The organism is Rhodanobacter sp. FW021-MT20 (genome assembly GCF_041107475.1).
Classification (GTDB): Bacteria; Pseudomonadota; Gammaproteobacteria; order Xanthomonadales; family Rhodanobacteraceae; genus Rhodanobacter_A; species Rhodanobacter_A glycinis.
This window is the reverse complement of record NZ_JBGBPX010000003.1, coordinates 86928-111500: the sequence shown is the minus strand read 5'-3', so window position 1 is coordinate 111500 and position 24573 is coordinate 86928. Positions and strand designations below refer to the sequence as shown.

Sequence of the window (24573 nt, the reverse complement as noted above, 5' to 3'; positions counted from 1 at the left end):
ACTTGCCGGCCGGCAGAGAGGGCATGCCGACACGGATCGAATGGAGACGGAGGAGGCTGGAAGCGGAGGGCTTCGAAAAATGCTGCCCGACGCATCAGACTGAGGAGCTGACTCGCCTGACGCGCCGGGCGGCGATCCGGGGCCCACTGCCAAGTGATCAACCCACGGACTGAGGATCATACTCCGGTTGATCGGCGTGGGCGAACCATGAGCGCTGTTTCATGGTTGGTGCAATATTTTTACATTTAAATCAATGGCATGAGGCACTCTCCTAACTTCCGGGAAAGAATGCTCTCATGGATTGAATTTCGCGCCATTTAGGCGATTTTTGTGAATTCTTCGGGGATTTAAAGGGCGATCAAGGCTTTTCGACGACAATTGCCTGAGAGGCGTTTTTTTGCCGCCGAAGGTGGCTGTGACGGTAGCCGTAACCAAAGTAGATAAGCAGCCCGACCGCGGTCCAGCCGAGCATCAACGCCCAGTTGAACCACTCGAAAGTGAGCAGCAAGGCCAGGCAGCTGAGCACGCCGGCCGGGCAGATCACCCAGGCCCATGGCACGCGGAAAGTGCGCGGCAATTCGGGCGAGGTGTAGCGCAGGATCAGCACGCCGGCGCACACGGCGACGAAGGCGATCAGCGTTCCCATCGAGGTGAGGTTGGCGAGCAGGTCGAGCGGGAAGATGGCCGCCAGCACGGCGATGCACAGGCCGGTGATCACCGTGTTGATGTGCGGCGTGCGATGACGCGGATGGATGCGACCCAACACTTTCGGCAGCAGGCCGTCGCGCGACATGATCATGAAGATGCGCGGCTGCGCGATGATCATCACCAGGATCACCGACGACAGGCCGATCAGCGCGCCTACTTCCACCACCAGGCGCAGCCAGTCGAGTTGCGGATGCGCCCTGACGGCGGTGACGACGGGCTCGACGGTATCCAGCATCGAGTAGGGAATCAGGCCGGTGAGCACCGCGGCCATGGCCAGATAGAGAATGGTGCAGATGGCCAGCGACACCAGCATGCCGAAGGGCAGGTCGCGCTGCGGATTCTTGCACTCCTGCGCGGCCGTGGAGGTGGCCTCGAAACCGATGTAGGCGAAGAACACCATCGCCGCGCCGCGGAAGATGCCTGACCAGCCGTATTTGTCCGGCCCCTGTTGCGCAGGGATGAACGGGTGCCAGTTGGCGGTGTCGATATAGCGATAGCCGGCCACCACCACGATGATGATCAGGCCCACCTTGAGCGCGACCATCATCAGGTTGATGCCGGCCGACTCCTTGATGCCGACGTAGCACAGCCAGGTCAGCGCCAGCACGATGGCCACAGCCGGCAGGTTGATCAGCGCGCCGGTGGTGACCAGGTGGCCGTTGGTGAATGCCAGTGGCGCGGAACTCAGCGTCGACGGCAGATGCATGCCGAAATGGTCGAGCAGGCTGGTGAAGTAACCGGTCCAACTGGCGGCCACGGCCGAAGCCGAGATGCCGTATTCCAGCACCATGTTCCAGCCGATGAACCAGGCCAGCAGTTCGCCCAGGGTGGCGTAGGCGTAGGAATACGAGCTGCCCGAGATCGGGATCAGGGTGGCGAATTCGGCATAGCACAGCGCGGTGAAACCGCTGCAGATTGCAGCCAGCAGGAACGAGATGAGCACTGCCGGACCGGCGTGCTCGGCAGCGGCCTGGCCGGTGACCACGAAGATGCCGGTGCCGATGACCGCGCCAATGCCCAGGGCAGTGACGCCCCAAGGGCCCAGCGTACGGCGCAGGCCGTTGCCGTGCAGGTCATCGTCGTTGGTGAAGTCGGTCTTGCGGGCAAGAAGCTGCTTGAGCATCGGTATCGGTTTCTTCCGTAGGGGCGATAGCGGCCGGGTGCAAAAACGAACGAGCCGATGCACAAGGGCATCGGCTCGTTGGATCGGGTCAGGCGGCGGAACGACGCAGCTTGCTGTTGCGGTAGCCGTAGAAGCCGTAGATCAGGAAACCGATGGCGGTCCAGCCGAGGATCAGCCACCAGCGCTGCGTGAACACCTGCCAGAACAGGAACAGGCACGCGGCCGCACCCAGCGGGCAGACCACCCACGGCCACGGCACGCGGAACGAGCGCGGCAATTCGGGGCGGGTATAGCGCAGTACCAGCACGCCGATGCAGACGGTGGTGAACGCCAGCAAGGTGCCCATCGAGACCAGGTCGCCAAGCACGTCGACCGGGAACAGGCTGGCCAGCACGGCGGCGATCACGCCCACGATGATGGTGCCGATGTAGGGCGTGCGATGCTTGGGATGCACCTTGCCCAGCACCTTCGGCAGCAGGCCGTCGCCGGACATCGCGTAGAAGATGCGCGGCTGGCCCATCAGCATCACCAGCACCACCGAGCTCAGGCCCGCCAGCGCAGCGAACACCACCAGGATCTTCAGTACGCCCAGGATATGGCTGGCCATGCTGCCGGCCGCCACCGTGCCCAGCACGTAGTTCAGTGCGGTAGCCACCGGCTCGGGCGTATTCAGATCACGGAACGGCGCCAGGCCGGTCAAGGCGGCAGACATGGCGATGTACAGCACCGTGCAGATCACCAGCGAGCCGAGGATGCCGATCGGCATGTCACGTTGCGGATTCTTGGCTTCGCCGGCCGCCGTCGATACCGCGTCGAATCCGATGTAGGCGAAGAACACCAGGGTGGCCGCGCGGATCACGCCGCTCCAGCCATAGGTGGCGCCACCCTCGTTGGCGGGAATGAACGGGTGCCACAGCGATGGATTGAGGAAGTGGAAGGTCACCACCAGGAACAGCAGGATCACGATGACCTTGATCGCCACGATGATCGCGTTGACCGTGGCCGACTGGGTGATGCCGCGGTAGCACAGCCAGCTGATCGCGGCGACGATCAGCAGCGCCGGCAGGTTGATCAGGGTGCCGGTGGCCACCAGGTGGCCGGCCGCGTTGAAGGTGAACGGCGCCGAGGCCAGCGATGGCGGCAGCGTGAGGGTGAGGCCGGTCCAGTCGCTGAGCATGCGCAGCAACTCGTTGAAATAACCTGACCAGCCCACCGCCACGGTCGAGGCCGCGAACAGGTATTCCAGCACCAGGTTCCAGCCGACGAACCAGGCCACCACCTCGCCCAGCGTGGCATACGAATAGGAGTAGGCGCTGCCCGAGACCGGCAGCATGGCGGCGAACTCGGCATAGCACAGGCCGGCCAGCGCGCAGGTGAAACCCGCCATCATGAAGCTGATCACCAGCGCCGGGCCGGCGAACTGTGCGGCGGCGGTGCCGGTCAGCACGAAGATGCCCGCGCCGATCACGGCGCCGACGCCCAGCATGACCAGGTGCTTCGCGGTCAGTGCGCGTTTCAGCGTGGGATCGCCGTGCACGCCATGGGCATCGCCAAGGACGACTTCGCCAGCTTCCACCTCCGGCATGGCGTCGATCGGGTGGGTGGCGAACAGGTTCTTGAACATCAGGCTCCCCTCATGACAAACGATGACGCCCGCGGCTGTATCCGCTGCGGTGCGTTGTCCCTGCGTCTGCGACGCATCAGCGAGCCACCATAGCCCAGCGCGGCCCCGCCATACAAGCGTTGGCCGGTGTCTCAAGGAGGTATGCTGGGCGCTGTTTTGCAACACAAAAAGAGCGCACATGACGATGCCAAGCGAATCGCTGGACGCTGCCCTGCGGCACTACCATGACCAATGGCAGGGGGAGGGCGAGCCCGTCGCGCAGTTCGTCGAATTTCTGCATTCGCATGCGGATGTTTTCCGGCGCAGCCACGGCGAGGGACATTTCACCGGATCGGCCTGGCTGGTGAGCGCGGATGGACAGCGAGCCATGCTGATGCATCACCGCAAACTCGATCGCTGGTTGCAGCCCGGCGGGCATGCCGATGGCGATGCCGACCTGGCACGGGTGGCGCTGCGCGAGGCGCAGGAGGAGACCGGCATTGCCGGGTTGCGCGTGAAGGACAACATTTTCGACATCGACCGGCATCGCATCCCAGCGCGTGCCCACGAGCCGGAGCATTGGCATTACGACGTGCGCTACGTGGTCACCACCACGGTGACCGAAGCGTTTGCGGCGAACGAGGAATCGCTGGAGCTGGCATGGTGGCCGATCGACGAGATCGCGCAGGACGAGCAGGCGGACGAGTCGTTGCGGCGGATGGCGCGCAAGTGGCTGGCGCGCGCATAGCCTGGGCGGCTGTGGCTGCGGCGGAAGCCGCGCCTACGCGTATTTCGCCGGTGCCGGATTGAGGTGCCCGCAGCTTTCGCAGGTGCGGGCTTCGCGTGAACCGTAGAAGCGGTTGAATACTGGCGGGAAATCGTGCTCGATGCTTTCCAGCACGAAATACGCTTCGAACAGCTTGTGGTTGCAGCGCTCGCAGAACCACAGCAAGCCGTCCTTCTCGTGCGGCAGGCGGCGACGCTCGACCACCAGGCCGATCGATTCGGGCATGCGCTGGGGTGAATGCGGCACGCGTGGCGGCAGGTAGAACATTTCGCCGGCACGAATCGGCAGGTCGCGCGCCACGCCATCGTCCTGCACCTTCAGCACCATCTCGCCCTCGATCTGGTAGAAGAATTCCGGGCCTTCGTCCCAGTGGTAGTCGGTGCGCGCGTTGGGGCCGCCGACGATCATCACGATGAAATCGCCATCGACGATGCATTTGTTGCCCACCGGCGGCTTGAGCAGGTGGCGGTGTTCGTCGATCCAGCACTGCAGGTTGAACGGAGGCGTGAGGGCCATGTCCGGCGATCCATGGAAGATCCGCCTACCTTAGCGCCGCTGCTGCCCCACGCAAACCGCCCCGGCGGGCGGGGCGGTTTGCGTGCCTTGGGTCTTGCCGCCTCTGGACGAATGCCCGCGACTTTCCGCTTACGGCATCAACACCTTGTCGATCACGAAGATCACACCGTTGGATTGCATCACGTTGGCAATGGTGATGTGGGCGGTGTTGCCCTTGGCGTCGGTGACGTCCCAGCCACTGCCGTCCTTGCTCACGGTGAGGTTTTCGCCCTCGACCGTCTTCAGCTCGGCCTTGCCGCCGTGGGCAGCGGCTTTCGCGGCCAGGTCCTGCGCGGTGTAGCGACCGGGCACTACGTGGTAGGTGAGGATCTTCACCAGCGTGGCCTTGTTCGCGGGCTTCAGCAGGGTTTGCACGGTACCGGCGGGCAGCGCCGCGAACGCCTCATTGGTGGGCGCGAACACGGTGAACGGGCCCTTGCCTTCCAGCGTACCGACCAGACCGGCAGCTTTCACCGCGGCGACGAGGGTGGTGTGATCCTTCGAGTTCAACGCGTTCTGGATGATGTTGCGCGACGGATACATCGCGGCGCCACCCACCATCACGGTCTTGTCCATGTTGTTTGGCGTCGCGCTGGCCGCGAGCGGCAGCCCGATCAGGGCGAAGGCGAGGGCGGTGGACAGCACGCGGACATGGCGATTGAGCAGTTTCATGGGGTATCTCCCTGAGGGAATGACTTCCGGACTGGAAGCACAGGGAGATACGTGGCCCATGGGCCGGCGGATGCAATGGCGTTGCGGCGAAGGTTCAATCGCCGCCGGCGGCATTCACACTTCCAGCGTGGCCAGGTCGCCCTTTTCCTCAAGCCACGCCTTGCGATCGCTGGCGCGCTTTTTCGCCAGCAGCATGTCCATCAGTTTCGCGGTGCCATCGTCATCGCCCACGGTCAACTGCACCAATCGTCGCGTATCGGGGTGGATGGTGGATTCGCGCAGCTGCGGGGGATTCATCTCGCCCAGGCCCTTGAAGCGGGTGGTGCTGACGGCGCCCTTCATCTTCTCGCGCTCGATGCGATCGAGCATGGCCTGCTTCTCGCCTTCGTCGAGGCAGTAGAACACCTGCTTGCCCACGTCCACGCGGAACAGCGGCGGCATCGCCACGAACACGTGGCCTTCGCTGACCAGGTGCGGGAAGTGCTTGAGGAACAGCGCGGAAAGCAGGGTGGCGATGTGCAGGCCGTCGGAATCGGCATCGGCGAGGATGATGACCTTGCCGTAGCGCAGGCCGGTGAGGTCGTCCTTGCCGGGGTCGCAGCCGATCGCCACGGCGAGGTTGTGCACTTCCTCGGAAGCCAGCACCGACGTGGATTCCACTTCCCAGGTGTTGAGGATCTTGCCGCGCAACGGCAGGATCGCCTGGAATTCCTTGTCGCGCGCCTGCTTGGCGCTGCCGCCGGCGGAGTCGCCTTCGACCAGGAACAGCTCGGTGCGGCTGAGGTCGGTGGCGGTGCAGTCGGCCAGCTTGCCGGGCAGCGCCGGGCCCTGGGTGATCTTCTTGCGCACCACCTGCTTGGCCGCCTTGAGCCGCGCGCTGGCGTGCTCGATGGCGAGCTGGGCGATGCGTTCGCCGGTGTCCACGTTCTGGTTCAGCCACAGGCTGAAGGCGTCGTGGATCACGTTCTCGACTAGCGCGGCGGCCTGGCGCGAGGACAGCCGCTCCTTGGTCTGGCCGGCGAATTGTGGGTCGAGCAACTTGGCGCTGAGCACGAACGACAGCCGTTCCCACACGTCTTCCGGCGCCAGCTTCACGCCGCGCGGCAGCAGGTTGCGGATGTCGCAGAATTCGCGGATGGCGTTGGTCAGGCCCGAGCGCAGGCCGTTGACATGGGTGCCACCCTGCGCGGTGGGAATCAGGTTGACGTAGCTTTCCTGCACCAGTTCGCCTTCGGGCAACCAGGTCAGGGCCACGTCCATGCCTTCGGTGTCGCGTGCCACATGGTGCACGAACAGTTCCTGCGGCAAGGTCTCGGCCTGGCCCAGCTCGCCGCGCAGGTAGTCGTGCAGGCCGTCCTCGTAGAACCATTCGCTGGTTTCGCCACTGGCCTCGTCGAGCAATTTCACGCGCAGGCCCGCACACAGCACGGCCTTGGCGCGCAGCAGGTGCTTGAGCTTGCCCAGCGAGATCTTCGGCGAGTCGAAATATTTCGGGTCGGGCCAGAAGTGCACGGTGGTGCCGGTCTTCTTCTTCGCCACGCTGCCGATGATTTCGAGCTCGCTGACGCGATCGCCGTTCTCGAACGCCATGCGGTATTCGTTGCCGTCGCGACGGATGGTGACTTCGACGCGGGTCGACAGCGCATTCACCACCGACACGCCCACGCCGTGCAGGCCGCCGGAGAAGTTGTAGTTCTTGCCGCTGAACTTGCCGCCCGCGTGCAGCCGGGTGAGGATCAGCTCGACGCCGGGGACGCCTTCCTCGGGATGGATGTCCACCGGCATGCCGCGGCCGTCGTCGCTGACTTCGACCGAGCCGTCGCCGTAGACGACGACATCGATGTTTTTCGCGTGGCCGGCCAGCGCCTCGTCCACCGAGTTGTCCACCACCTCCTGCGCCATGTGGTTGGGGCGGGTGGTGTCGGTGTACATGCCCGGCCGGCGTTTGACCGGGTCCAGGCCGGAAAGGACTTCAATGTCGGCGGCGTTGTAGCGACTGCTCATGCGTGTGATCGGCGTAGACGGAACAATGCAGGATGGCGTCGGCCGCCCTGAGGGTCAAGCGCTGGTCGTGTCGGTCGGGTCACGCTGCGAGAGGCGGGGCAGCAGTGTCCAGAGGATCGACACGATGGCGATGCTCAGCACGCAGGCTGCTGGCGGCCACCAGCAATCGGCCACGCGCAGCAGGAGCAGGCTGGTCAGCAGCGACAGCAGCGTGCCAAGCAGCGCGGCTCCCCGGATGCGGCGCAAGCCGGGCAACCCGTAGAGCAGGCACGGCAAGGCCAGCAGCAGGGCACCCGTTGCGAATTGAGTGGTGAAGTCCAGCGGCGTGATCAGGCTGCCACGACGCAGCGATTCGAGCATGCTGGCCTGGTATTCCACGCCGGGCATCAGACCGTCCGGCGTGCGGATGATGTCGCCCATGCCTTCAGCGGTGGCGCCGACCAGCACCACGCGACCCTTGAGCAGCGAGGCGGGTACGCGACCATCCAGCACGTCGGCGTAGGACACCCGGCCAAACGTGCCGGCCGGCCCGGCGAAGCGCATCAGCGCATAGTAGTCACGCACCCACAGGTAGGGCGACGTGCCGGCCAGAGCGGGATTGCGCAGCCCCGGCAAATGGGCCGTGCCCGTGCCCGGATGATCGAGGCGGTAAAGCGCCAGCGCCAGGGCGGGCCAGTACGCACTGCCGAGCCCGGCTTTCAGGTAGACGCCGCGCGTGATGCCATCCGCGCCCAGGGTGACATCCACCTGGCCGAGGGCTTTCGCGTCCCGGGCCAGGACGGGGATGGGCTGGGCTTCCTCCAGCGTTCCACCCAGGTCGTCGGCCTCGGCGAAGACCGGCATCACCACGTGCCCATTGCGATGCAGGGCCGCAGCCAGGGCATGATCGTCGCGCGGGTGCGCGGTATCCGGGGTCGACATGGTGATGTCCATGCCGATGGCGCGGACGCCGGCGTCCGTGAGGCGATCGATCAACCGCGCATGCAGTGACCGCGGCCACGGCCAGCGACCGAGTTCGGCCAGGCTCTTGGGGTCGATCGCCACGATGACCGCGTCGTCGCCGGGCACATAGGTCCAGTGCCGCATGTTCAGGTCGTACAGCGATTCATCGATCGGCCGGGACACGTGGGTGATCAGCAACAGGGCAAGCAGTCCGGTGGCGGTGAGCCATACCGCGCCGCGCACCAGCCAGGCGAAGATGCGCGGCGACATCAGCGTGCCCGGCGTTGGCGAAGCGTGCGCGTCATGCTCGCTTCACAGCAGCAGCCAGAGCAGCGCGCCGCCACCGACGCCCGCAGCGATGCGACAGGGCATGCACGGCAACCTGATCTTCTGTGCCGGCCCCCAGTCGCCGACATAGCCGTCGGTGTCGATGGTCTGCACGCGCACATACCAGGTGCCCGAGGCGGGCTTGTGGATGTGCAGCCGGGGCTGGTCCAGGGTCTGGTCGATCTTCGGCTTGGCGAACGTGCTGCTGCGGGCCATCTGCACGTGATAGCGCTGGCCCGGCGAGCCAGCCGGCCAGCCCAGGGTCAGCTCGTTGCCCGAACGCGTGGGCGCACCCACGCTCGGCGCCGGCGGCGGCGCCACGCGGTCGAAGGGCAATGCATCGGTATACGGCCCCAATTGGCCGTGGCGGTCGCGGCTGGCAATGCGCCAGTAGTAGCGACCCAGCGGCAGCGCTTGCGGAGCCCGCAAGTGATCGCCGGTGAGCTGCGGACGTTCGGCCAGCAGATGGGTGAATTGTGCGTCGCTGGCCAGCTGCCATGAATAGGACGCCGCTTCGGAACTTTCGCTCCAGCGGAAATCCGGGCGCGGGTGGCGTGCCTTGCCGTTCGCCTGGGGTGCCTGCACCAGCGGTGGCTGCGGATGCATGGCCGCATGCACGGGGCAGGTCGCGTCGAGGCCTTCAAGGCCATCGGCATCGATACCGCGGACGCGCAACGCATAATGGCCATTCGGCAGGTCGGGCAGGCTGGCGTGCGGCAGGGCGCCGGTGACGCGATTGAGCAACAGCGTCTCGAAGCGGGTATCCGGGGCGATCTGCAGGCGGTAATGCCGGGCGCCGGACAGGGCTGGCCAGCCCAGCGCATAGCCGATTCGCGTGATGGCCTGCGCGGGGCAGTCCAGTGCGGGTGCCGGCAGCAGGCGCTGCACGCGTCCGGGCCGTTTGCCGTTGGCCACGGCCACGCCGGAACCATGGTTGACCTGGACGTGACGATGGCTGCCGCCTACATCCACGCGCCCTTTCAGTACCTCGGTCTGTGACTGGCTGGCGCCGGCGGCTACGCGAAAATGCGTGCCCCGAACACTCGAAATGGCACTTGGGGTCTGCACGGTGAAATGCGCGTCGTTGCCCGGCATCGGTGTCACGGCGTTGAAGATCCGTCCGCGCTGCAGGCGCAGGTGGGTATCGGCCATGCCGGTGTTGCCATAGGCACTCATGCGATCAAGCTGGAGTTCGCTGTCGCCTTGCATCAGCACGTGCGAGCCGTCGGCGAATTCGAGCGTGAGGCTGGCGTGGGCGCCGGTATCGATACGCGCGCCGTAGCCGAGCTGCATGCCTGCGGTGACGGCTACGGCAGTCGGCTGTCCGGGCAGCCAGGCCTTGGCATCGCCGTTCACGGCCGCCACGGTGGCCTTGGCCGGTTGCACGCGCAACCATGCCACCGGGATGCGCAGGCGCGAGCCCGGCGGCAGGTGGTGCGGGTCGGCGATCTTGTTGTAGGCCTGCAGTTTTTGCCAGGAAATGCCGGGTTTCAGGTAATGCCCGCTGAGCGTCCAGATGTTGTCATGCGGACGCACGCTGTAGAACCAGTCGCCGGCGCGGGCTGCGGGCAGGGCCAGCAGGACCAGGGTCGCGGCGGCCACGCAGCGCAGAAAGTGGCTGTGCCATCGACGGGTGATTTGCATGTCTTGAAACCCCTTCAGCTCGCCCACGGCGTTTGACCGGGACGACGGGCGCCCCCCGCGCTCCGAGCTGGCCGACATGCGCGATCCGCATCCTCGAATCGTGCAGCACGGCACAGCGTCTCTGCCGGGAATTCTGGGGGAGTGGCTCGAAAAACGCCAACGCCAGCGCATGTTGACCCGCTTCAATCGACCCCATTGGAGACGGGGTGTTCGAGGCGGTCGAGCAGTTTGCGCAGATCGGCAAGATCGGCCGGAAGTTGCCGGAGGGCCTCACCGGCCCGATCGCCGTGCAGTTCGTCGACTCGCTGCAGGGCTTGGGCGAGTGCGGCTTCGCCGGTAAAGATCTGCAGGCCACCCAGCAAGCGGTGCAGGCGTTGGGCGGCTATCGATGCATTGCCTTGCGCAAGCGCCTGCTCGATGGCGGAAAGGTCGTCGCGGCTGGTTTCCAGCAGCAGGCGCAGCATGTCGCCATGCAAGGCCGGTGGCTCTTTGGTCGTGGCGCTGGCATCGAGCGGGGCAGCACGGGCCGTCCACGCGAGCAGTTTTTCTTCCAGTGCATGCAGTTGCACGGGTTTGCCGAGGCAGTCATCCATGCCGGCCTGGTGGAAACGGGCCACGTCGTTGCCAAGCATGTGTGCGGTCATCGCAATGATCGGCAGGCGTTGCGTGTGCCCCTCCCGCGTTTCGTGCTCGCGCCATGCCGTGGCCAGCGCGCAACCATCCATCACCGGCATCTGGCAGTCGGTGAGCAGCAGGGAATAACCGGTGCGACACAACGCTTCGTAGGCGGCCTGGCCATCGTCGACCACGTCGCAGCTCCAGCCGAGCAGGTCGAGCTGGCGGCGCACCAGCGATTGATTCACCGGGTGATCCTCGGCCACCAGGATGCGGCCGCTGCGTGGTGGCCGGGTGGGAGTGGCTGGCGCGGAAACGTTGTCGCGCGCGACGCGCGGCGCGATGTTTTCTTGTGGTTGCAGCGCCAACGTGCAGGCGCGTACGACCGCCTGCCATTTCAGCGGATGGACGCTGAGCAGGATGCGCTCCCCGTCAGCACCGGGAGAGGCTGGTGCCTGGGGTGTGGCGTCGACGGCAATGACACGTGCGGCGATCAGCTTCGCGCTGTCGTGATCGTGGGCGTCGACAAACAGGAAATCGGCGGCGACGCCCGGACGCAAGGGATGCGAGGGCGGCATCGCCTCGACGCTGAGGCCGAGCGCGGCCAGGTGTCCGTCCAACGCATGGGCCAGTTCGGCGGATGCCAGCCGGACTACGGCGTGTCGACCGCGCAGGCCGGCGGGACCGTCGACCTCGCGCTGGATGATCGGCAGGCGCAACTCCACGGTCACGGTGGTGCCGACGCCGACATCGCTGGTCAGCTCGATGCTGCCCCCCATCAGTTGCACCAGGTGCCGGCAGATGGCCAGGCCCAGGCCGGTGCCGCCGTGTCGGCGAGCCGTCCACGCTTCGGCCTGCGTGAACGGGGTGAACAGGCCGACTTGCTTGTCGGGCGGAATGCCGATGCCGGTATCGGTCACGCTGAGGCGGAAACGCTGGTGCTGATCGTCATCACCGAGGACCCGCACGGTCACGCTGATGCGGCCTTGTTCGGTGAACTTCCCCGCGTTGTTCAGCAGGTTGAGCAGGATCTGGCGCAGCCGCACGTCGTCGCCAAGCAGGCGGCCTGCAAGCATCGAATCCATCGCTACGGCGATATCGAGTCCCTTGCGACGCAGGGAGCCGGCGCTGAGGCTGACCACGTTGTCGACCAGGGTGCGCGGGTCGAACGGTACGGGGTCGAGGCGCAGGTTGCCGGCTTCCAGCTTGGAGAAATCCAGCACGTCGTCGAGGATCTGCAGCAGCACGCTGGCCGAATCTTCCACGGCGTGCAGCAGTTCGTGCTGGTCGGCATCGAGCGAGGTACGGCCCAGCAGTTCGAGCATGCCGATCACACCGTTCATCGGGGTGCGGATCTCGTGGCTCATCGTGGCCAGGAAATCCGCCTTGGCGCGTGAGGCGCGTTCGGCCGCGTCGCGTGCCGCCCGCAGGGTCTGGTTGTGCGTATGGATGGGGGTGGTGTCGATGAGATAGCCGACCCAACGGGTTTCACCGGTGCCCTGGCGGTGCGCAACCATGGCCAGGTGGAGCCAGCGCAGGCTTTCCGGGCCACAGGCGCGGAAGTCGAACGAGGTGGCCTGCGCATGGCGCATGGCCTGGCGCAGGTGCTGGCGCAGACGCTCCCGGTCCTCGGGGTGGATGCGGTCCTGGAACGGCCATTCGCGCAGCACGTCGTCACTTTCCAGCATGTCCTGCGGATCGAGGCCGAGCAGCGCGCGCAGGTTTCCCGCCAGGAACGACAGGCGTGGGCGTCGATCCCTGCCACGGCGCACGACAAACACCACCACCGGCACATGCCAGGTGATTTCGCGCAGGCTCTGTTCGGTGGCGCGCGTGCGCCGTTCGTTCTCGCGGTGCGCCTCCATGTCCAGGGCCAGCTGCCGGAGCCGCTTTTCGGCCTGTTTCAGCCGGCGCTGTTGCAGCCAGATCGCCCGGAGCAGAATCAAGGCCAGTACGCCGCTCAGGCTGAGCAGGGCAGCGAGGATCTCGATGGTCGCCGTAAGGGTCATGCCGGGTTGCTTGTCCTTTGCAGCGTCATCATGGCGGTGCCGCTTTCATCAAATTCGGCGTCTTCACGCAGCGGTTTGTGTATTTCGGCAAAATTAAGCTTGGTGAAAGGATGCTACTTCAAGTAGTGGCAGAAGGATTTCAACGAAAGTGACGATGTCGAATATCAGGGGGCCGCTGCGCATTGTCATTGCCGACGACCATCCCGTGGTTTTGCTGGGCATCAAGACGCTCCTGCAGGGGCATGGCAGTGGCATGCAGGTGGTCGGTGAGGCGGGTGGCAGTCGGGAGTTGCTGGAATTGCTGCCCGAATGCGAATGCGATTTGCTTATTACGGATTACTCGATGCCTGACGCGGCCGGTGCCGAGGACGGATTGGCCTGGCTCAAGCGCCTGCGCCGCGAATATCCCGATCTGCCGGTGATCGTGATGACCATGATCCATAACCCGGCGCTGGTGCGCGGCATGCTGAGAGTCGGCGTCAATGGCGTGGTCGGCAAGGCCGCCATGACCAGCGAGTTGCTGCTGGCGATCCAGGCCGTGACGAGTGGGCGGCCCTATGTGAGTGAGCATGTGCGCGAGGCGGTGGCCGGCAACGCCGTGCCGGAATCCGGGGTGGAGTTCGCCGTCACCGGTGATGATCCATCCACGCTGTCGCGGCGCGAAGCCGAGATTGTGCGCCTGTATGCCTCCGGCCTTTCCATCACCCAGATCGCCGAGCGCGTGCATCGCAGCGTGAAGACGATCAGCCAGCAGAAGAACAGCGCCATGCGCAAGCTGGGCTTTACCAGCAACAGCCAGCTTTACGAATATGCGCGGTTATGGGGTTTGCTTACCTGAACTTGCCTGCCTGAACCGGCGATGGCCGATTGCTGTACTCAGCCTGTGCGTGAAAGCCGGAAATTCCGATTTTTAGGAATTGTCTGATCTCAATTGGCGGCCATCATCGGCATCATGGAACAGTGACGCGAGCAGGCCTCCACCGGCATTCGCCGGTTCGTTTATTGGGGGATTGCCGCGTCAATGCTTTTCCACGTGCCGAAGGATCGGTACGGGTCGATGAGTTTACGTCGACGGTCGGTATGTCCTCACCCCCTGAGCCTTGCCGCCCGGAAAACCTCGTGGACAGATCGGCGCCGACGGTGCGGGAACCTCGGCGCCGATTTTTTTCAGCTGGCCAGCGGCGCGCAGTGCCGGGTCAGCCATGCCAGGTCGGCACCGTCGAGCAGCGGACTCAGCGCGGCGCGCACGCCGGCGTGGTAATCGTCGAGCCAGGCGCGTTCGTCCGGGTTGAGCAGGCTGATGTCGAGCGCCCGTCGATCGAACGGGCACAGCGTCAGTGTCTCGAAGGCGTAGTAGTCGCCGAATTCGGTCTGTTCCGCTTCCACCACCACGGCCAGGTTCTCGTGGCGGATGCCGTGGCGACCCGGCTTGTACAGGCCCGGTTCGATCGAGCTGATCATGCCCGGTTCCAGCGGTACCAGCGCGCCACCGGTAACCGGCGGGCGGATCGACTGCGGGCCTTCGTGCACGTTGAGGAAGTAGCCCACGCCGTGGCCGGTGCCGTGGCCGTAGTCGCAGCCGGCCGCCCACAGCGGCGCGCGCGCCAGCGCGTCGAGCTGCGGGCCGCTGGCGCCTTTCGGGAAGCGCGCGCGGGAGAGCCCGATCATGCCCTTCATCACCAGGGTGGCGTCGCGGCGCTGCTCGGCGCTGACCGGGCCGAGCGCCAGCACGCGGGTGATGTCGGTGGTGCCGCCCAGGTACTGGCCGCCGGAGTCGATCAGCAGCAGGCCTTCGGCCTTCAGCGCGCTGTGCGATTCCTGCGTGGCGCGGTAGTGCGGCATGGCGCCGTTGGCCTGGTAACCGGCGATGGTGGCGAAGCTTTCGCCGACGAAATCCGGCTGCGCGGCACGAGCCGCATGCACCAGGCGGTGCACGTCCAGTTCGGTCAGTGCTTTGCCTTCGCCGAGCTGGTGCTCGATTTCATGGAAGGCGTGGGCCAGCGCAGCGCCGTCGCGGCGCATCACTTCGCGAATGTGATCCAGCTCGTCGGCATTCTTCACTGCCTTGAATGCGGTGGACGGGTTGGCTGCCTCGATGCGCTGCACGGTCACCGGGATGGCCGCGGCAATGGCACTGACCACGCGGCCGGGATCGAGCAACAGCGCGCTGCCGGCGGGCAGGCTGGCGAGGGCATCGGTGACGGTGGCGTAATCGGCGACGGTAATGCCGTCGGCGGCGAGTGTCGCGACGGTGCGGTCGTCCAGCTTGGTGCGCCCGGTGAACAGGGTGGCGCCGGCATCGGCGGACACCAGCAGGTGGGCGAGGAAGACCGGATTGCACTCCACGTCGCTGCCGCGCAGGTTGGTGAGCCAGGCAATGTCGTCAACACTGGACACCAGATGGTGCGTGGCCTTGCGCTTGCGCATGGCGCTGCGCAGGCGCGCGAACTTGTCGGCGCGCGAGGTGCAGGCGTAGGCGAGCACGTGCTCGGTGATTGGCGCATGGGGCAGGGCCGGGCGATCCGTCCAGATCTCGCCGGGCAGGTCGAGATCCGTGCGCAGGCGCGCGCCGGCCTCGCCCAGCAGGTTTTCCATCTGGCGTTGCGCCGCCAGCGGCACGCTGTCGCCGGCCACGGCTACCGTGTCGCCGCCATGCAGTTGTTCCGCCAGCCATTGCAGGTGTTCCGGCGTATGCGGCACGCGCAGTTTCATCAGCGTGAAGCCGGTGCCGTCGAGTTGGCGTTCGGCCTGCGAGAAGTAGCGCGAGTCGGTCCACAGGCCGGCGTGGCGTGCGGTCACCACTAGGGTGCCGGCCGAGCCGGTGAAGCCGGACAGCCATGCCCGCGCCTGCCAGTGTTCGGGCAGGTATTCGGACAGGTGCGGGTCGGCACTGGGGACGATGCATGCGGCCACGCCATGCTGCTGCATGGCCTGGCGCAAGGCGGCGAGGCGGGCGGGGATGAGTGTATTCATCCGCGCATGGTAGAGCGTGTGTGACCGCTTCGCACGGCCCGGATCAGCCCCGGCCAGCGACGCCAATGTGCTTGGCGAAAGGAGGCGAAGGCCGGTTCGGCCGAGCCCACAAGCTTTTCGTTGCACAGATGCATGGGGATACGCAACTGCGACATTGTGTCTCGGGTGATGTCATTTGGTGCATTGCATCGTTAGCCTATGCGCCGCCGTTCCCCCGGCACACCCCCTCCGTTTGTCTGTTCAAGGGCTGTACGTGAACAAGCGATCTATCGTTACCTCCCTGCGCTGGATGTGCGCAGGCGTCGCCGTGTTGCTCAGCGGTTGCCACATGGAAGTCCTTTCGCCGAAGGGCGACATCGGCATGGATGAGCGCTCGCTCATCTACATCGCGCTGGGACTGATGTCCCTGGTGGTGATTCCGGTGATCGTGCTGACCCTGGTGTTTGCGTGGAAATACCGTGCCTCCAACACCAAGGCCACCTACGCGCCGAAGTGGTCGCACTCCACCGCCATCGAGGCGGCGATGTGGGCGATCCCGTGCGTCATCATCGCGATCCTGGCGTACATCACCTGGACGTCGACGCAACGGCTCGATCCGTATCGCCCGCTGCAGTCGAAGGTCAAGCCGATCACCATCCAGGCGGTATCGCTGGACTGGAAGTGGTTGTTCATCTACCCCGATTACGGCGTGGCCAGCGTCAACCAGATCGCTTTCCCGGTGGACGTTCCGGTGCATTTCGAGATCACCTCGGGCACGGTGATGAACGCATTCTTCATTCCGCAGCTCGGCAGCCAGATCTATGCGATGTCGGGCATGGAAACCCAGCTGCACCTGATCGCGCGCGAGAAGGGCACCTATGGCGGCCTGTCGTCGAACTACAGCGGCGCCGGCTTCTCGGACATGCGCTTCAACGCCATCGCCACGTCGCAGCAGGGTTTCCAGGACTGGATCAAGCAGGCCAGGGCGGCGCCGGCCACGCTTGACGCGAGCGCGTACCAGTCGCTGCTGGTGCCGAGCCAGAAGGTGCCGGTGTCGTATTACGGCTCGGTCACGCCTGGCATGTTCGGCCACATTCTCCAACCGGGTATGAAGGGCATGGCCCGCGCCGACAAGCCGATGGACGGCATGTCCGCGGCGGCAGGCATGGCCGTTGTTCCGGCGCATCCCACCCAGTCCAAGGTTGCGGAGTAAGTCATGTTCGGAAAACTTTCCCTATCGTCGATTCCGTTCGACCAGCCGATCGTCATGTGGACCCTGGCCGGCGTGGTCATCATGGGTGCGTTCGTGCTCGGCGCGGTGACCTATTACCGCAAGTGGACCTACCTCTGGAAAGAGTGGTTCACCACGGTGGACCACAAGCGCATCGGCATCATGTACATCATCCTGGCGCTGGTGATGCTGCTGCGCGGCTTCGCCGACGCGATCATGATGCGCGGCCAGCAGGCGATGGCCGCGGCCGGCGCCCAGGGCTACCTGCCGCCGCACCACTTCGACCAGATCTTCTCCGCCCACGGCACCATCATGATCTTCTTCATGGCGATGCCGTTCGTGGTGGGCCTGATGAACATCATCGTGCCGTTGCAGATCGGTGCGCGCGACGTGGCCTATCCGTTCCTGAACTCGCTCAGCTTCTGGCTGACCGCGTGCGGCGTGGTGCTGATCATGCTGTCGCTGTTCATCGGTGACTTCTCGGCCACCGGCTGGCTGGCGTACCCGCCGCTGTCGGAGTTGAAGTTCAGTCCGACCGTGGGCGTGGACTACTACATCTGGGCATTGCAGCTGGCCGGTCTCGGCACGACCTTGAGCGGCATCAACTTCGTGGTGACGATCCTGCGCATGCGCACGCCCGGCATGGCGCTGATGAAGATGCCGGTGTTCACCTGGACGGCGCTGGTCACCAACATCCTGATCGTGGCCGCGTTCCCGGCGCTGACCGTGGCGCTGGCGCTGCTCGGCGCCGACCGCTACCTGGGCATGCATTTCTTCACCAACGATCTTGGCGGCAACGCCATGATGTACATCAACCTGATCTGGATCTGGGGCCACCCCGAGGTCTACATCCTGATGGTGCCGTGTTTCGGCGTGTACTCGGAGATCATCTCCACGTTCTCCGGCAAGCCGCTGTTCGGCTACAAGTCGATGGTCTACGCCACCGTGGCGATCGGCGTGATGTCGTTCCTGGTGTGGCTGCACCACTTCTTCACCATGGGCTCGGGCGCCAACGTGAATGCCTTCTTTGGCATTGCCACGATGATCATCTCGATCCCCACCGGCGTGAAGGTATTCAACTGGCTGTTCACCATGTACCGCGGGCGCATCCGTTTCACGGTGCCGGTGCTGTGGACGATCGGCTTCATGGTGACCTTCGTGATCGGCGGCATGACCGGCGTGCTGCTGGCGGTGCCGGGCGCGGACTTCGTGCTGCACAACAGCCTGTTCCTGATCGCGCACTTCCACAACATGATCATCGGTGGCGTGGTGTTCGGCTGCCTGGCCGCGCTGAACTTCTGGTTCCCGAAGGCGATGGGCTTCAAGCTGGAGGAACGCTGGGGCAAGTGGTCGTTCTGGTGCTGGCTGGTGGGCTTCTACGTGGCCTTCGTGCCGCTGTACATGCTCGGCCTGATGGGCGCCACCCGTCGCATGCAGCACTACGACAACCCCGCCTGGCAGCCGTATTTCGTGGTGGCCTTCATCGGCGCGGCGATCATCTTTGCCGGTATCGGCTTCACCCTGCTGCAGATCGTGGTGAGCGTTCGCAACCGCGAGGCCAATCGTGACCTGACCGGCGACCCGTGGGGCGGCCGCACCCTGGAGTGGGCGACCAGCTCGCCGCCGCCGTTCTACAACTTTGCCGTGCTGCCCAAGGGCGAGGAACTGGACCAGTTCTGGCACGACAAGGAAGCGGGTGTGGCCTATCGCCAGCCGGCGAAGTACGAGGACATCCACATGCCGCGCAACACCGGCGTCGGTGTGTTCATGGGTGCCTTCGGCGTGCTGCTCGGTTTCGGCCTGATCTGGCATATCTGGTGGCTGGCCATCCTGGGCCTGGTCGGCATGATCGGTTCGTTCCTGACCCGCGCCTACGACCGTGATGTCGATTACTACGTGCCGGCCGCCGAGGTCGAGAAGATCGAGCGTGCCCGCATGGTGCCGCTCAACGGCCTGATCGACCGCGTCGACGTGGCTGCGTCCGAACAGAGGGTTGCCTGAGCCATGAACAGTTCCGTCATTACCGCCGACGGCATCGCCGTCCACGAAGAGCACCACGACGACAGCTCCAAGACCCTGCTGGGGTTCTGGATCTACCTGATGAGCGACTGCCTGATCTTCTCGGCATTGTTCGCGACCTTTGCCGTGTTGTCGCACGCCTATGCGGGCGGCCCCACCGGCAAGGACATCTTCGACCTCAAGTACGTGCTGGGCGAGACCATGCTGCTGCTGGTCAGCAGCTTCACCTTCGGCATGGCCATGCTCAACATGCATGCCGACAAGCGCAACAAGCTGCTGGGCTGGATGGTGATCACCTTCCTGTTCGGCGCCGCTTTCGTGGGCATGGAAATCCACGAGTTCGTCGGCCTCATCCACGAAGGCGCGGGCCCGGACCGCAGCGCGTTCCTGTCGGCCTACTTCTTCCTGGTCGGTACGCACGGCCTGCATGTGACCTGCGGCCTGATCTGGATGGGCGTGATGATGCACATGGTGCATCGCTACGGCCTGGACGGCATCGTCAAGCGCCGGTTGTCGTGCCTGAGCCTGTTCTGGCACTTCCTGGACGTGATCTGGATCTGCGTGTTCACTTTTGTCTATCTGCACGGGGTGCTCTGATGTCGAACGCTCACGAACAACATGCCGCCAGCGGCGGCCACCACGGCTCGCTGAAGTCCTACATGGTCGGTTTCGGCCTGTCGATCGCGCTGACCCTGCTGTCGTTCGGCTGCGTGATGGCCGGGCTGGTGCCGCACCACCTGATCATGCCGGCGCTGATGGTGTTCTGCATCGCGCAGGTGCTGGTGCAGCTGGGCTTCTTCCTGCACATGGGCATCGCCCCGGAGCAGCGCGAGAACCTGATGGTGATGGTCTGCGCGCTGATCTTCATCGGCATCGTGGTCGTCGGCTCGCTGTGGGTGCTGCACAACATGAACGCCTACATGATGCCCGGGATGTCGCACGGCGGCTGACGCCACCTCGGCATTCCCGCGCCACCACCGGCGGCCCCCGCAAGGGAGCCGCCGGTTTTGTTTTGGCCGGGCGGACGGGTTTTCCCGGGCTCGGCGGGGCTTTGCGGGCCGTGGCATGGGCCGCGCCTGAATCGCGATCGTCGAAGTATCTCGCGAAGAAGCCGTTCTGCCGCTAAAATGGACATTTCCAGCACGGCTACATCCCATGACCCCCCTGATTTTCGTCACCGGCGGTGTGGTGTCCTCTCTTGGCAAGGGCATCGCCGCGGCGTCGCTGGCTTCCATCCTGGAAGCGCGCGGACTCTCGGTCACCATGATGAAGCTCGATCCCTACATCAATGTGGATCCGGGCACCATGAGTCCCTTCCAGCACGGCGAGGTCTACGTGACCGACGACGGCGCGGAGACCGATCTCGACCTGGGGCACTACGAGCGCTTCGTGCATACCCGCCTGACCGGCAAGAATTCCATCACCACCGGCAAGATCTACGAGTCGGTGATCCGCAAGGAGCGCCGCGGTGATTATCTCGGCGCCACCGTGCAGGTGATTCCGCACATCACCGACGAGATCAAGCACCGTGTCCACGAGGCGACGCGTGGTTTCGACGTGGCGCTGGTGGAGATCGGCGGCACCGTGGGCGACATCGAGTCACTGCCGTTCCTGGAGGCGATCCGCCAGTTGCGCATCGAGCATGGCCCGGAGAAGGTGGTGTTCATGCATCTCACGCTGGTGCCGTATATCAAGGCCGCCGGTGAGATCAAGACCAAGCCGACCCAGCATTCGGTGAAGGAACTGCGTTCGATCGGTATCCAGCCGGACATTCTGCTGTGCCGCTGCGAGGAGCCGCTGCCCGAGGGCGAGCGCCGCAAGATCGCGCTGTTCACCAACGTGCCCGAGTCCGCCGTCATCAGCGCAGCCGACGTGGACGTGATCTACAAGATGCCGCTGTGGTTGCACGAGCAGGGGCTGGACGAGATCGTGGTGAAAAAGCTCGGGCTGGACGCCAAGCCGGCCGACCTTTCGGCCTGGCAGCGCACGGTGGACGCGGTGATCCATCCCAAGGACGAGGTGACCGTCGCCGTCGTCGGCAAGTATGTCGAGCACAAGGACGCCTACAAGTCGCTGGGCGAGGCGTTGCGCCACGGTGGCATCAAGCAGCTGACCCGGGTCAACCTGGACTGGATCGATTCGGAGCGGATCGAGGCCGAAGGTGCGGCCAAGGTGCTGGGTGGCGTCGACGCGATCCTGGTGCCGGGCGGCTTCGGCAAGCGCGGTTTCGAAGGCAAGGTGCTGGCGGCGAAATATGCCCGCGAGCATGGCGTGCCGTACTTCGGCATCTGCTACGGCATGCACGCGGCAGTGGTGGATTTCGCCCGCCACGTGGCCGGACTGGCCGATGCCGATTCCAGCGAGAATGATCGCAACACGCCGAACCCGGTGATCGGCCTGATCACCGAATGGACTACCGCCAGCGGTGAAGTCGAGCAGCGCAGCGAGCGTTCCGACCTCGGCGGCACCATGCGCCTGGGTTCGCAGGAATGTCGCCTGAAAACCGGCACGCTGGCGCGCGAGATGTACGGCCAGGATGTGGTGCGCGAGCGCCATCGTCACCGCTATGAATTCAACAACCGCTATCGTCAGTCGTTCGAAGACCAGGGCCTGGTGATCTCCGGCAAGTCGATGGACGACCTGCTGGTGGAGATCGTCGAACTGCCGCAACAGCAGCATCCGTGGTTCCTCGGCTGCCAGGCGCATCCGGAATTCACCTCTACCCCGCGCGACGGCCATCCGCTGTTCATCGGTTTCGTGCGCGCGGCGCGCGAATACAAGGCCGTGCATGACGGCGAGAAACTGGCGAAGGAGGCGACGGCATGAAGCTCTGCCATTTCGAGGCCGGTCTCGACCAGCCGCTGTTCCTGATCGCCGGCCCCTGCGTGATCGAGTCCGAACAACTGCAGGTGGATACCGCCGGCACCTTGAAGGAAATCACCGGCAGGCTCGGGGTGAACTTCATCTTCAAGTCCAGCTTCGACAAGGCCAACCGTTCCTCCGGCACCAGCTTTCGCGGGCTAGGCATGGAAGAAGGCCTGCGCATCCTGGGCGAAGTGAGGCGCCAGGTCGGCGTGCCGGTGCTCACCGATGTGCACGAGTACACACCGTTCGACGAAGTCGCCTCGGTGGTGGACGTGTTGCAGACGCCGGCCTTCCTTTGCCGGCAGACCGACTTTATCCAGAAGGTGGCCCGGGCCGGCAAGCCGGTGAACATCAAGAAAGGCCAGTTCCTCGCGCCGTGGGACATGACGCACGTGGTAGCCAAGGCCAAGGCCGTCGGCAACGAGCAGATCATGGTCTGCGAGCGCGGCGCCAGCTTCGGCTACAACAACCTCGTGTCGGACATGCGCTCGCTGAGCGCGATGCGCGAGACCGGTTGCCCGGTGGTGTTCGACGCCACCCATTCGGTGCAATTGCCCGGCGGGCAGGGCGCCAGTTCGGGTGGCCAGCGCGAGTTCGTGCCGGTACTGGCGCGTGCCGCCGTGGCTGCCGGCGTGTCGGGCCTGTTCGCCGAAACGCATCCGGATCCGAGCAAGGCGCTCAGCGATGGGCCGAACGCGTGGCCGCTGGGCAAGATGGAGGCCTTGCTGGAAACCCTGATGGAACTGGACGCCGTGACCAAGCGCCACGGCTTCCTCGAACAATCGATCTGATATCGGCGCGCGGGTTCTCCCCCGCGCCGTTTTTTTGCGTATCTTTAGTCTCTTCCCTCAATCCGACCCACAGGACCGCCATGAGCACAGCCATCAGCCGCATCCACGCCCGTGAAATCCTCGACTCGCGCGGTAATCCCACGCTGGAAGCCGAAGTCACTCTGGCCGATGGCAGCTTTGGCCGTGCGGCGGTGCCGAGCGGCGCATCCACCGGTTCGCGCGAAGCGGTGGAGCTGCGCGATGGCGACAAGTCCCGCTACGGCGGCAAGGGCGTGAAGAATGCGGTGGGCAACGTCAACGGTGCCATCGCCAAGACGCTGGACGGCTTCGACGCGGCCGACCAGAAGGGGCTGGATGCGAAGCTGATCGCGCTGGACGGCACGCCGAACAAGGGCAAGCTGGGCGCAAACGCCATCCTCGGCGTGTCGATGGCCGCGGCCCACGCGATGGCCGCCTCGCGGCATGAGCCGCTGTGGGCTTATCTGTCGTCTGGCAAGCCGGGCGCGCTGCCGGTGCCGATGATGAACATCATCAACGGCGGCGAACATGCCGACAACAACATCGACGTGCAGGAGTTCATGGTGCTGCCGGTGGGCCTGCCCAGCTTCAGCGAAGCACTGCGTGCCGGCGCCGAGATCTTCCACGCGCTGAAGGGCGTGTTGAAGGCCAAGGGCCTGAACACGGCGGTGGGCGATGAAGGCGGCTTCGCGCCGAACCTGCGCTCGAACATCGAGGCCATGGACACCATCCTCGAGGCGGTCAACAAGACCGGCTACAAGGTCGGCAGCGAGATCCTGCTGGGCCTGGATGCGGCCAGCTCCGAGTTCTATCGCGATGGCAAGTACGACCTGGCGGGCGAGGGCAAGCAGTACACCTCGGAACAGTTCGTCGAACTGCTGGCCGGCTGGACGAAGCAGTACCCCATCGTCACCATCGAGGACGGCATGGCCGAGGGCGACTGGGACGGCTGGAAGCTGCTCACCGACGCTATCGGCGAGCGCATCCAGGTGGTCGGTGACGACCTGTTCGTCACCAATCCGGCGATCTTCCGCGAAGGCATCGAAAAGCACATCGCCAACTCGATCCTGATCAAGGTGAACCAGATCGGCACGCTGTCCGAGACGCTGGAAGCCATCGCCATGGCCGATGCGGCGAAGTATTCGGCGGTGATCTCGCACCGTTCGGGCGAAACCGAGGACAGCACCATCGCCGATATCGCGGTGGCCACCACGGCGACGCAGATCAAGACCGGTTCGCTGTGCCGCAGCGATCGCATCGCCAAGTACAACCAGTTGCTGCGCATCGAGGAAGCGTTGGGTTCGGCGGCACGCTACGCCGGCCGCAATGCCTTCCCGAACCTGACCCGTTTGCCGGGCTGAGACGGAACAAGTCGCGCCCATGTTGCGCTGGATTGCCCTGCTGTTGCTGTTGCTGCTGATCGGGCTGCAGATCAAGCTGTGGTCGCCGCACGGCGGCATGCCCGAGGTCAGGAGCCTGCGCGTCGCCGTGCAGAAACAGACCGACGAGAACAGCAAGCTGACCCAGCGCAACCAGGCACTGGAAGCGGACGTGCATGACCTCAAGCATGGTGACGAGGCCATCGAGGCACGTGCGCGCGCCGAACTGGGCCTGATCAAGCCGGGCGAAACGTTCTACCAGGTGGTGCCGAAGTCGGCCGCCAGCGCTGTGGCGCCGCCGGTGGACGACGGCACGGTCGGGCATTGAT

General features: G+C 65.1%; 19 protein-coding genes. 10 read left to right on the top strand and 9 right to left on the bottom strand.

The genetic code is table 11. The annotated features are described in order from the left end of the window. Window positions 1–358: 358 nt before the first annotated feature. Both AB7849_RS05430 and AB7849_RS05425 read right to left on the bottom strand, forming a co-directional pair. The gene (locus tag AB7849_RS05430; RefSeq protein ID WP_008208243.1) at window positions 359–1831 is read right to left on the bottom strand and encodes an amino acid permease; all 1473 of its coding nucleotides are present in this window, start codon (window positions 1829–1831) and stop codon (window positions 359–361) included. 88 nt (window positions 1832–1919) lie between these two features. Next, on the bottom strand, window positions 1920–3455 hold the full coding sequence (locus tag AB7849_RS05425) for an amino acid permease (protein ID WP_008208245.1): 1536 nt from the start codon (window positions 3453–3455) through the stop codon (window positions 1920–1922). Between the two features lie 184 nt (window positions 3456–3639). Here AB7849_RS05425 and AB7849_RS05420 point away from each other — a divergent pair, with 184 nt between their 5' ends. After that, window positions 3640–4182, top strand: a complete 543-nt coding sequence (locus tag AB7849_RS05420) for an NUDIX hydrolase (protein WP_157617999.1) — start codon at window positions 3640–3642, stop codon at window positions 4180–4182. 33 nt (window positions 4183–4215) lie between these two features. On the opposite strand, the gene AB7849_RS05415 is transcribed toward AB7849_RS05420, so the two are convergent. From AB7849_RS05415 to AB7849_RS05390, 6 genes are all read right to left on the bottom strand, one after another. Beyond that, on the bottom strand, window positions 4216–4737 hold the full coding sequence (locus AB7849_RS05415) for a 3-hydroxyanthranilate 3,4-dioxygenase (RefSeq protein ID WP_008208248.1): 522 nt from the start codon (window positions 4735–4737) through the stop codon (window positions 4216–4218). Between the two features lie 129 nt (window positions 4738–4866). Then, window positions 4867–5448 (bottom strand): fasciclin domain-containing protein, encoded by a 582-nt coding sequence (locus AB7849_RS05410; protein WP_092703444.1) that lies wholly within the window; start codon window positions 5446–5448, stop codon window positions 4867–4869. A 114-nt stretch (window positions 5449–5562) separates the two neighbouring features. After that, complete coding sequence (parE, locus tag AB7849_RS05405) at window positions 5563–7452, bottom strand: DNA topoisomerase IV subunit B (protein ID WP_008208253.1); 1890 nt, start codon at window positions 7450–7452, stop codon at window positions 5563–5565. 54 nt (window positions 7453–7506) lie between these two features. Further along, window positions 7507–8664 (bottom strand): CHASE2 domain-containing protein, encoded by a 1158-nt coding sequence (locus AB7849_RS05400; protein ID WP_369500687.1) that lies wholly within the window; start codon window positions 8662–8664, stop codon window positions 7507–7509. Between the two features lie 42 nt (window positions 8665–8706). Further along, window positions 8707–10365, bottom strand: coding sequence for a FecR domain-containing protein (locus AB7849_RS05395; protein WP_175481544.1), 1659 nt, complete (start codon window positions 10363–10365; stop codon window positions 8707–8709). A gap of 182 nt (window positions 10366–10547) precedes the next feature. Further along, window positions 10548–12989, bottom strand: a complete 2442-nt coding sequence (locus AB7849_RS05390; protein WP_008209599.1) for an ATP-binding protein — start codon at window positions 12987–12989, stop codon at window positions 10548–10550. A gap of 154 nt (window positions 12990–13143) precedes the next feature. Here AB7849_RS05390 and AB7849_RS05385 point away from each other — a divergent pair, with 154 nt between their 5' ends. Then, window positions 13144–13827: a response regulator transcription factor gene (locus AB7849_RS05385; protein WP_008209600.1), complete on the top strand. Its 684-nt coding sequence runs from the start codon at window positions 13144–13146 to the stop codon at window positions 13825–13827. 329 nt (window positions 13828–14156) lie between these two features. Here the strand turns inward: AB7849_RS05385 and AB7849_RS05380 are convergent, their stop codons facing one another. Further along, window positions 14157–15962, bottom strand: coding sequence for an aminopeptidase P family protein (locus AB7849_RS05380; protein ID WP_369500686.1), 1806 nt, complete (start codon window positions 15960–15962; stop codon window positions 14157–14159). A 289-nt stretch (window positions 15963–16251) separates the two neighbouring features. Here AB7849_RS05380 and cyoA point away from each other — a divergent pair, with 289 nt between their 5' ends. The 8 genes from cyoA to ftsB all read left to right on the top strand — a co-directional run bounded on the left by cyoA (window position 16252) and on the right by ftsB (window position 24572). Next, the gene (cyoA, locus tag AB7849_RS05375; protein WP_008216225.1) at window positions 16252–17154 is read left to right on the top strand and encodes a ubiquinol oxidase subunit II; all 903 of its coding nucleotides are present in this window, start codon (window positions 16252–16254) and stop codon (window positions 17152–17154) included. A gap of 3 nt (window positions 17155–17157) precedes the next feature. Continuing rightward, a complete protein-coding gene (cyoB, locus tag AB7849_RS05370; RefSeq protein ID WP_369500685.1) occupies window positions 17158–19173 on the top strand; it encodes a cytochrome o ubiquinol oxidase subunit I in 2016 nt (671 codons plus the stop codon). Between the two features lie 3 nt (window positions 19174–19176). Continuing rightward, window positions 19177–19788, top strand: coding sequence for a cytochrome o ubiquinol oxidase subunit III (gene cyoC, locus AB7849_RS05365; protein ID WP_008216220.1), 612 nt, complete (start codon window positions 19177–19179; stop codon window positions 19786–19788). After that, window positions 19788–20141, top strand: coding sequence for a cytochrome o ubiquinol oxidase subunit IV (cyoD, locus tag AB7849_RS05360; RefSeq protein WP_147627507.1), 354 nt, complete (start codon window positions 19788–19790; stop codon window positions 20139–20141). The genes cyoC and cyoD overlap by 1 nt, the downstream gene beginning before the upstream one ends. A 205-nt stretch (window positions 20142–20346) precedes the next feature. Then, window positions 20347–22017: a CTP synthase gene (locus tag AB7849_RS05355; protein ID WP_008216216.1), complete on the top strand. Its 1671-nt coding sequence runs from the start codon at window positions 20347–20349 to the stop codon at window positions 22015–22017. Further along, window positions 22014–22847 carry a 3-deoxy-8-phosphooctulonate synthase gene (gene kdsA, locus AB7849_RS05350; protein WP_008216212.1) on the top strand — a complete coding sequence of 278 codons (834 nt, stop codon included), beginning with the start codon at window positions 22014–22016 and terminating at the stop codon, window positions 22845–22847. Before AB7849_RS05355 ends, kdsA begins: the two co-directional genes overlap by 4 nt. A gap of 80 nt (window positions 22848–22927) precedes the next feature. Further along, a complete protein-coding gene (eno, locus tag AB7849_RS05345; protein ID WP_369500684.1) occupies window positions 22928–24226 on the top strand; it encodes a phosphopyruvate hydratase in 1299 nt (432 codons plus the stop codon). A 19-nt stretch (window positions 24227–24245) separates the two neighbouring features. After that, window positions 24246–24572 carry a cell division protein FtsB gene (gene ftsB, locus AB7849_RS05340; protein WP_008216210.1) on the top strand — a complete coding sequence of 109 codons (327 nt, stop codon included), beginning with the start codon at window positions 24246–24248 and terminating at the stop codon, window positions 24570–24572. Window position 24573: the final 1 nt, after the last annotated feature.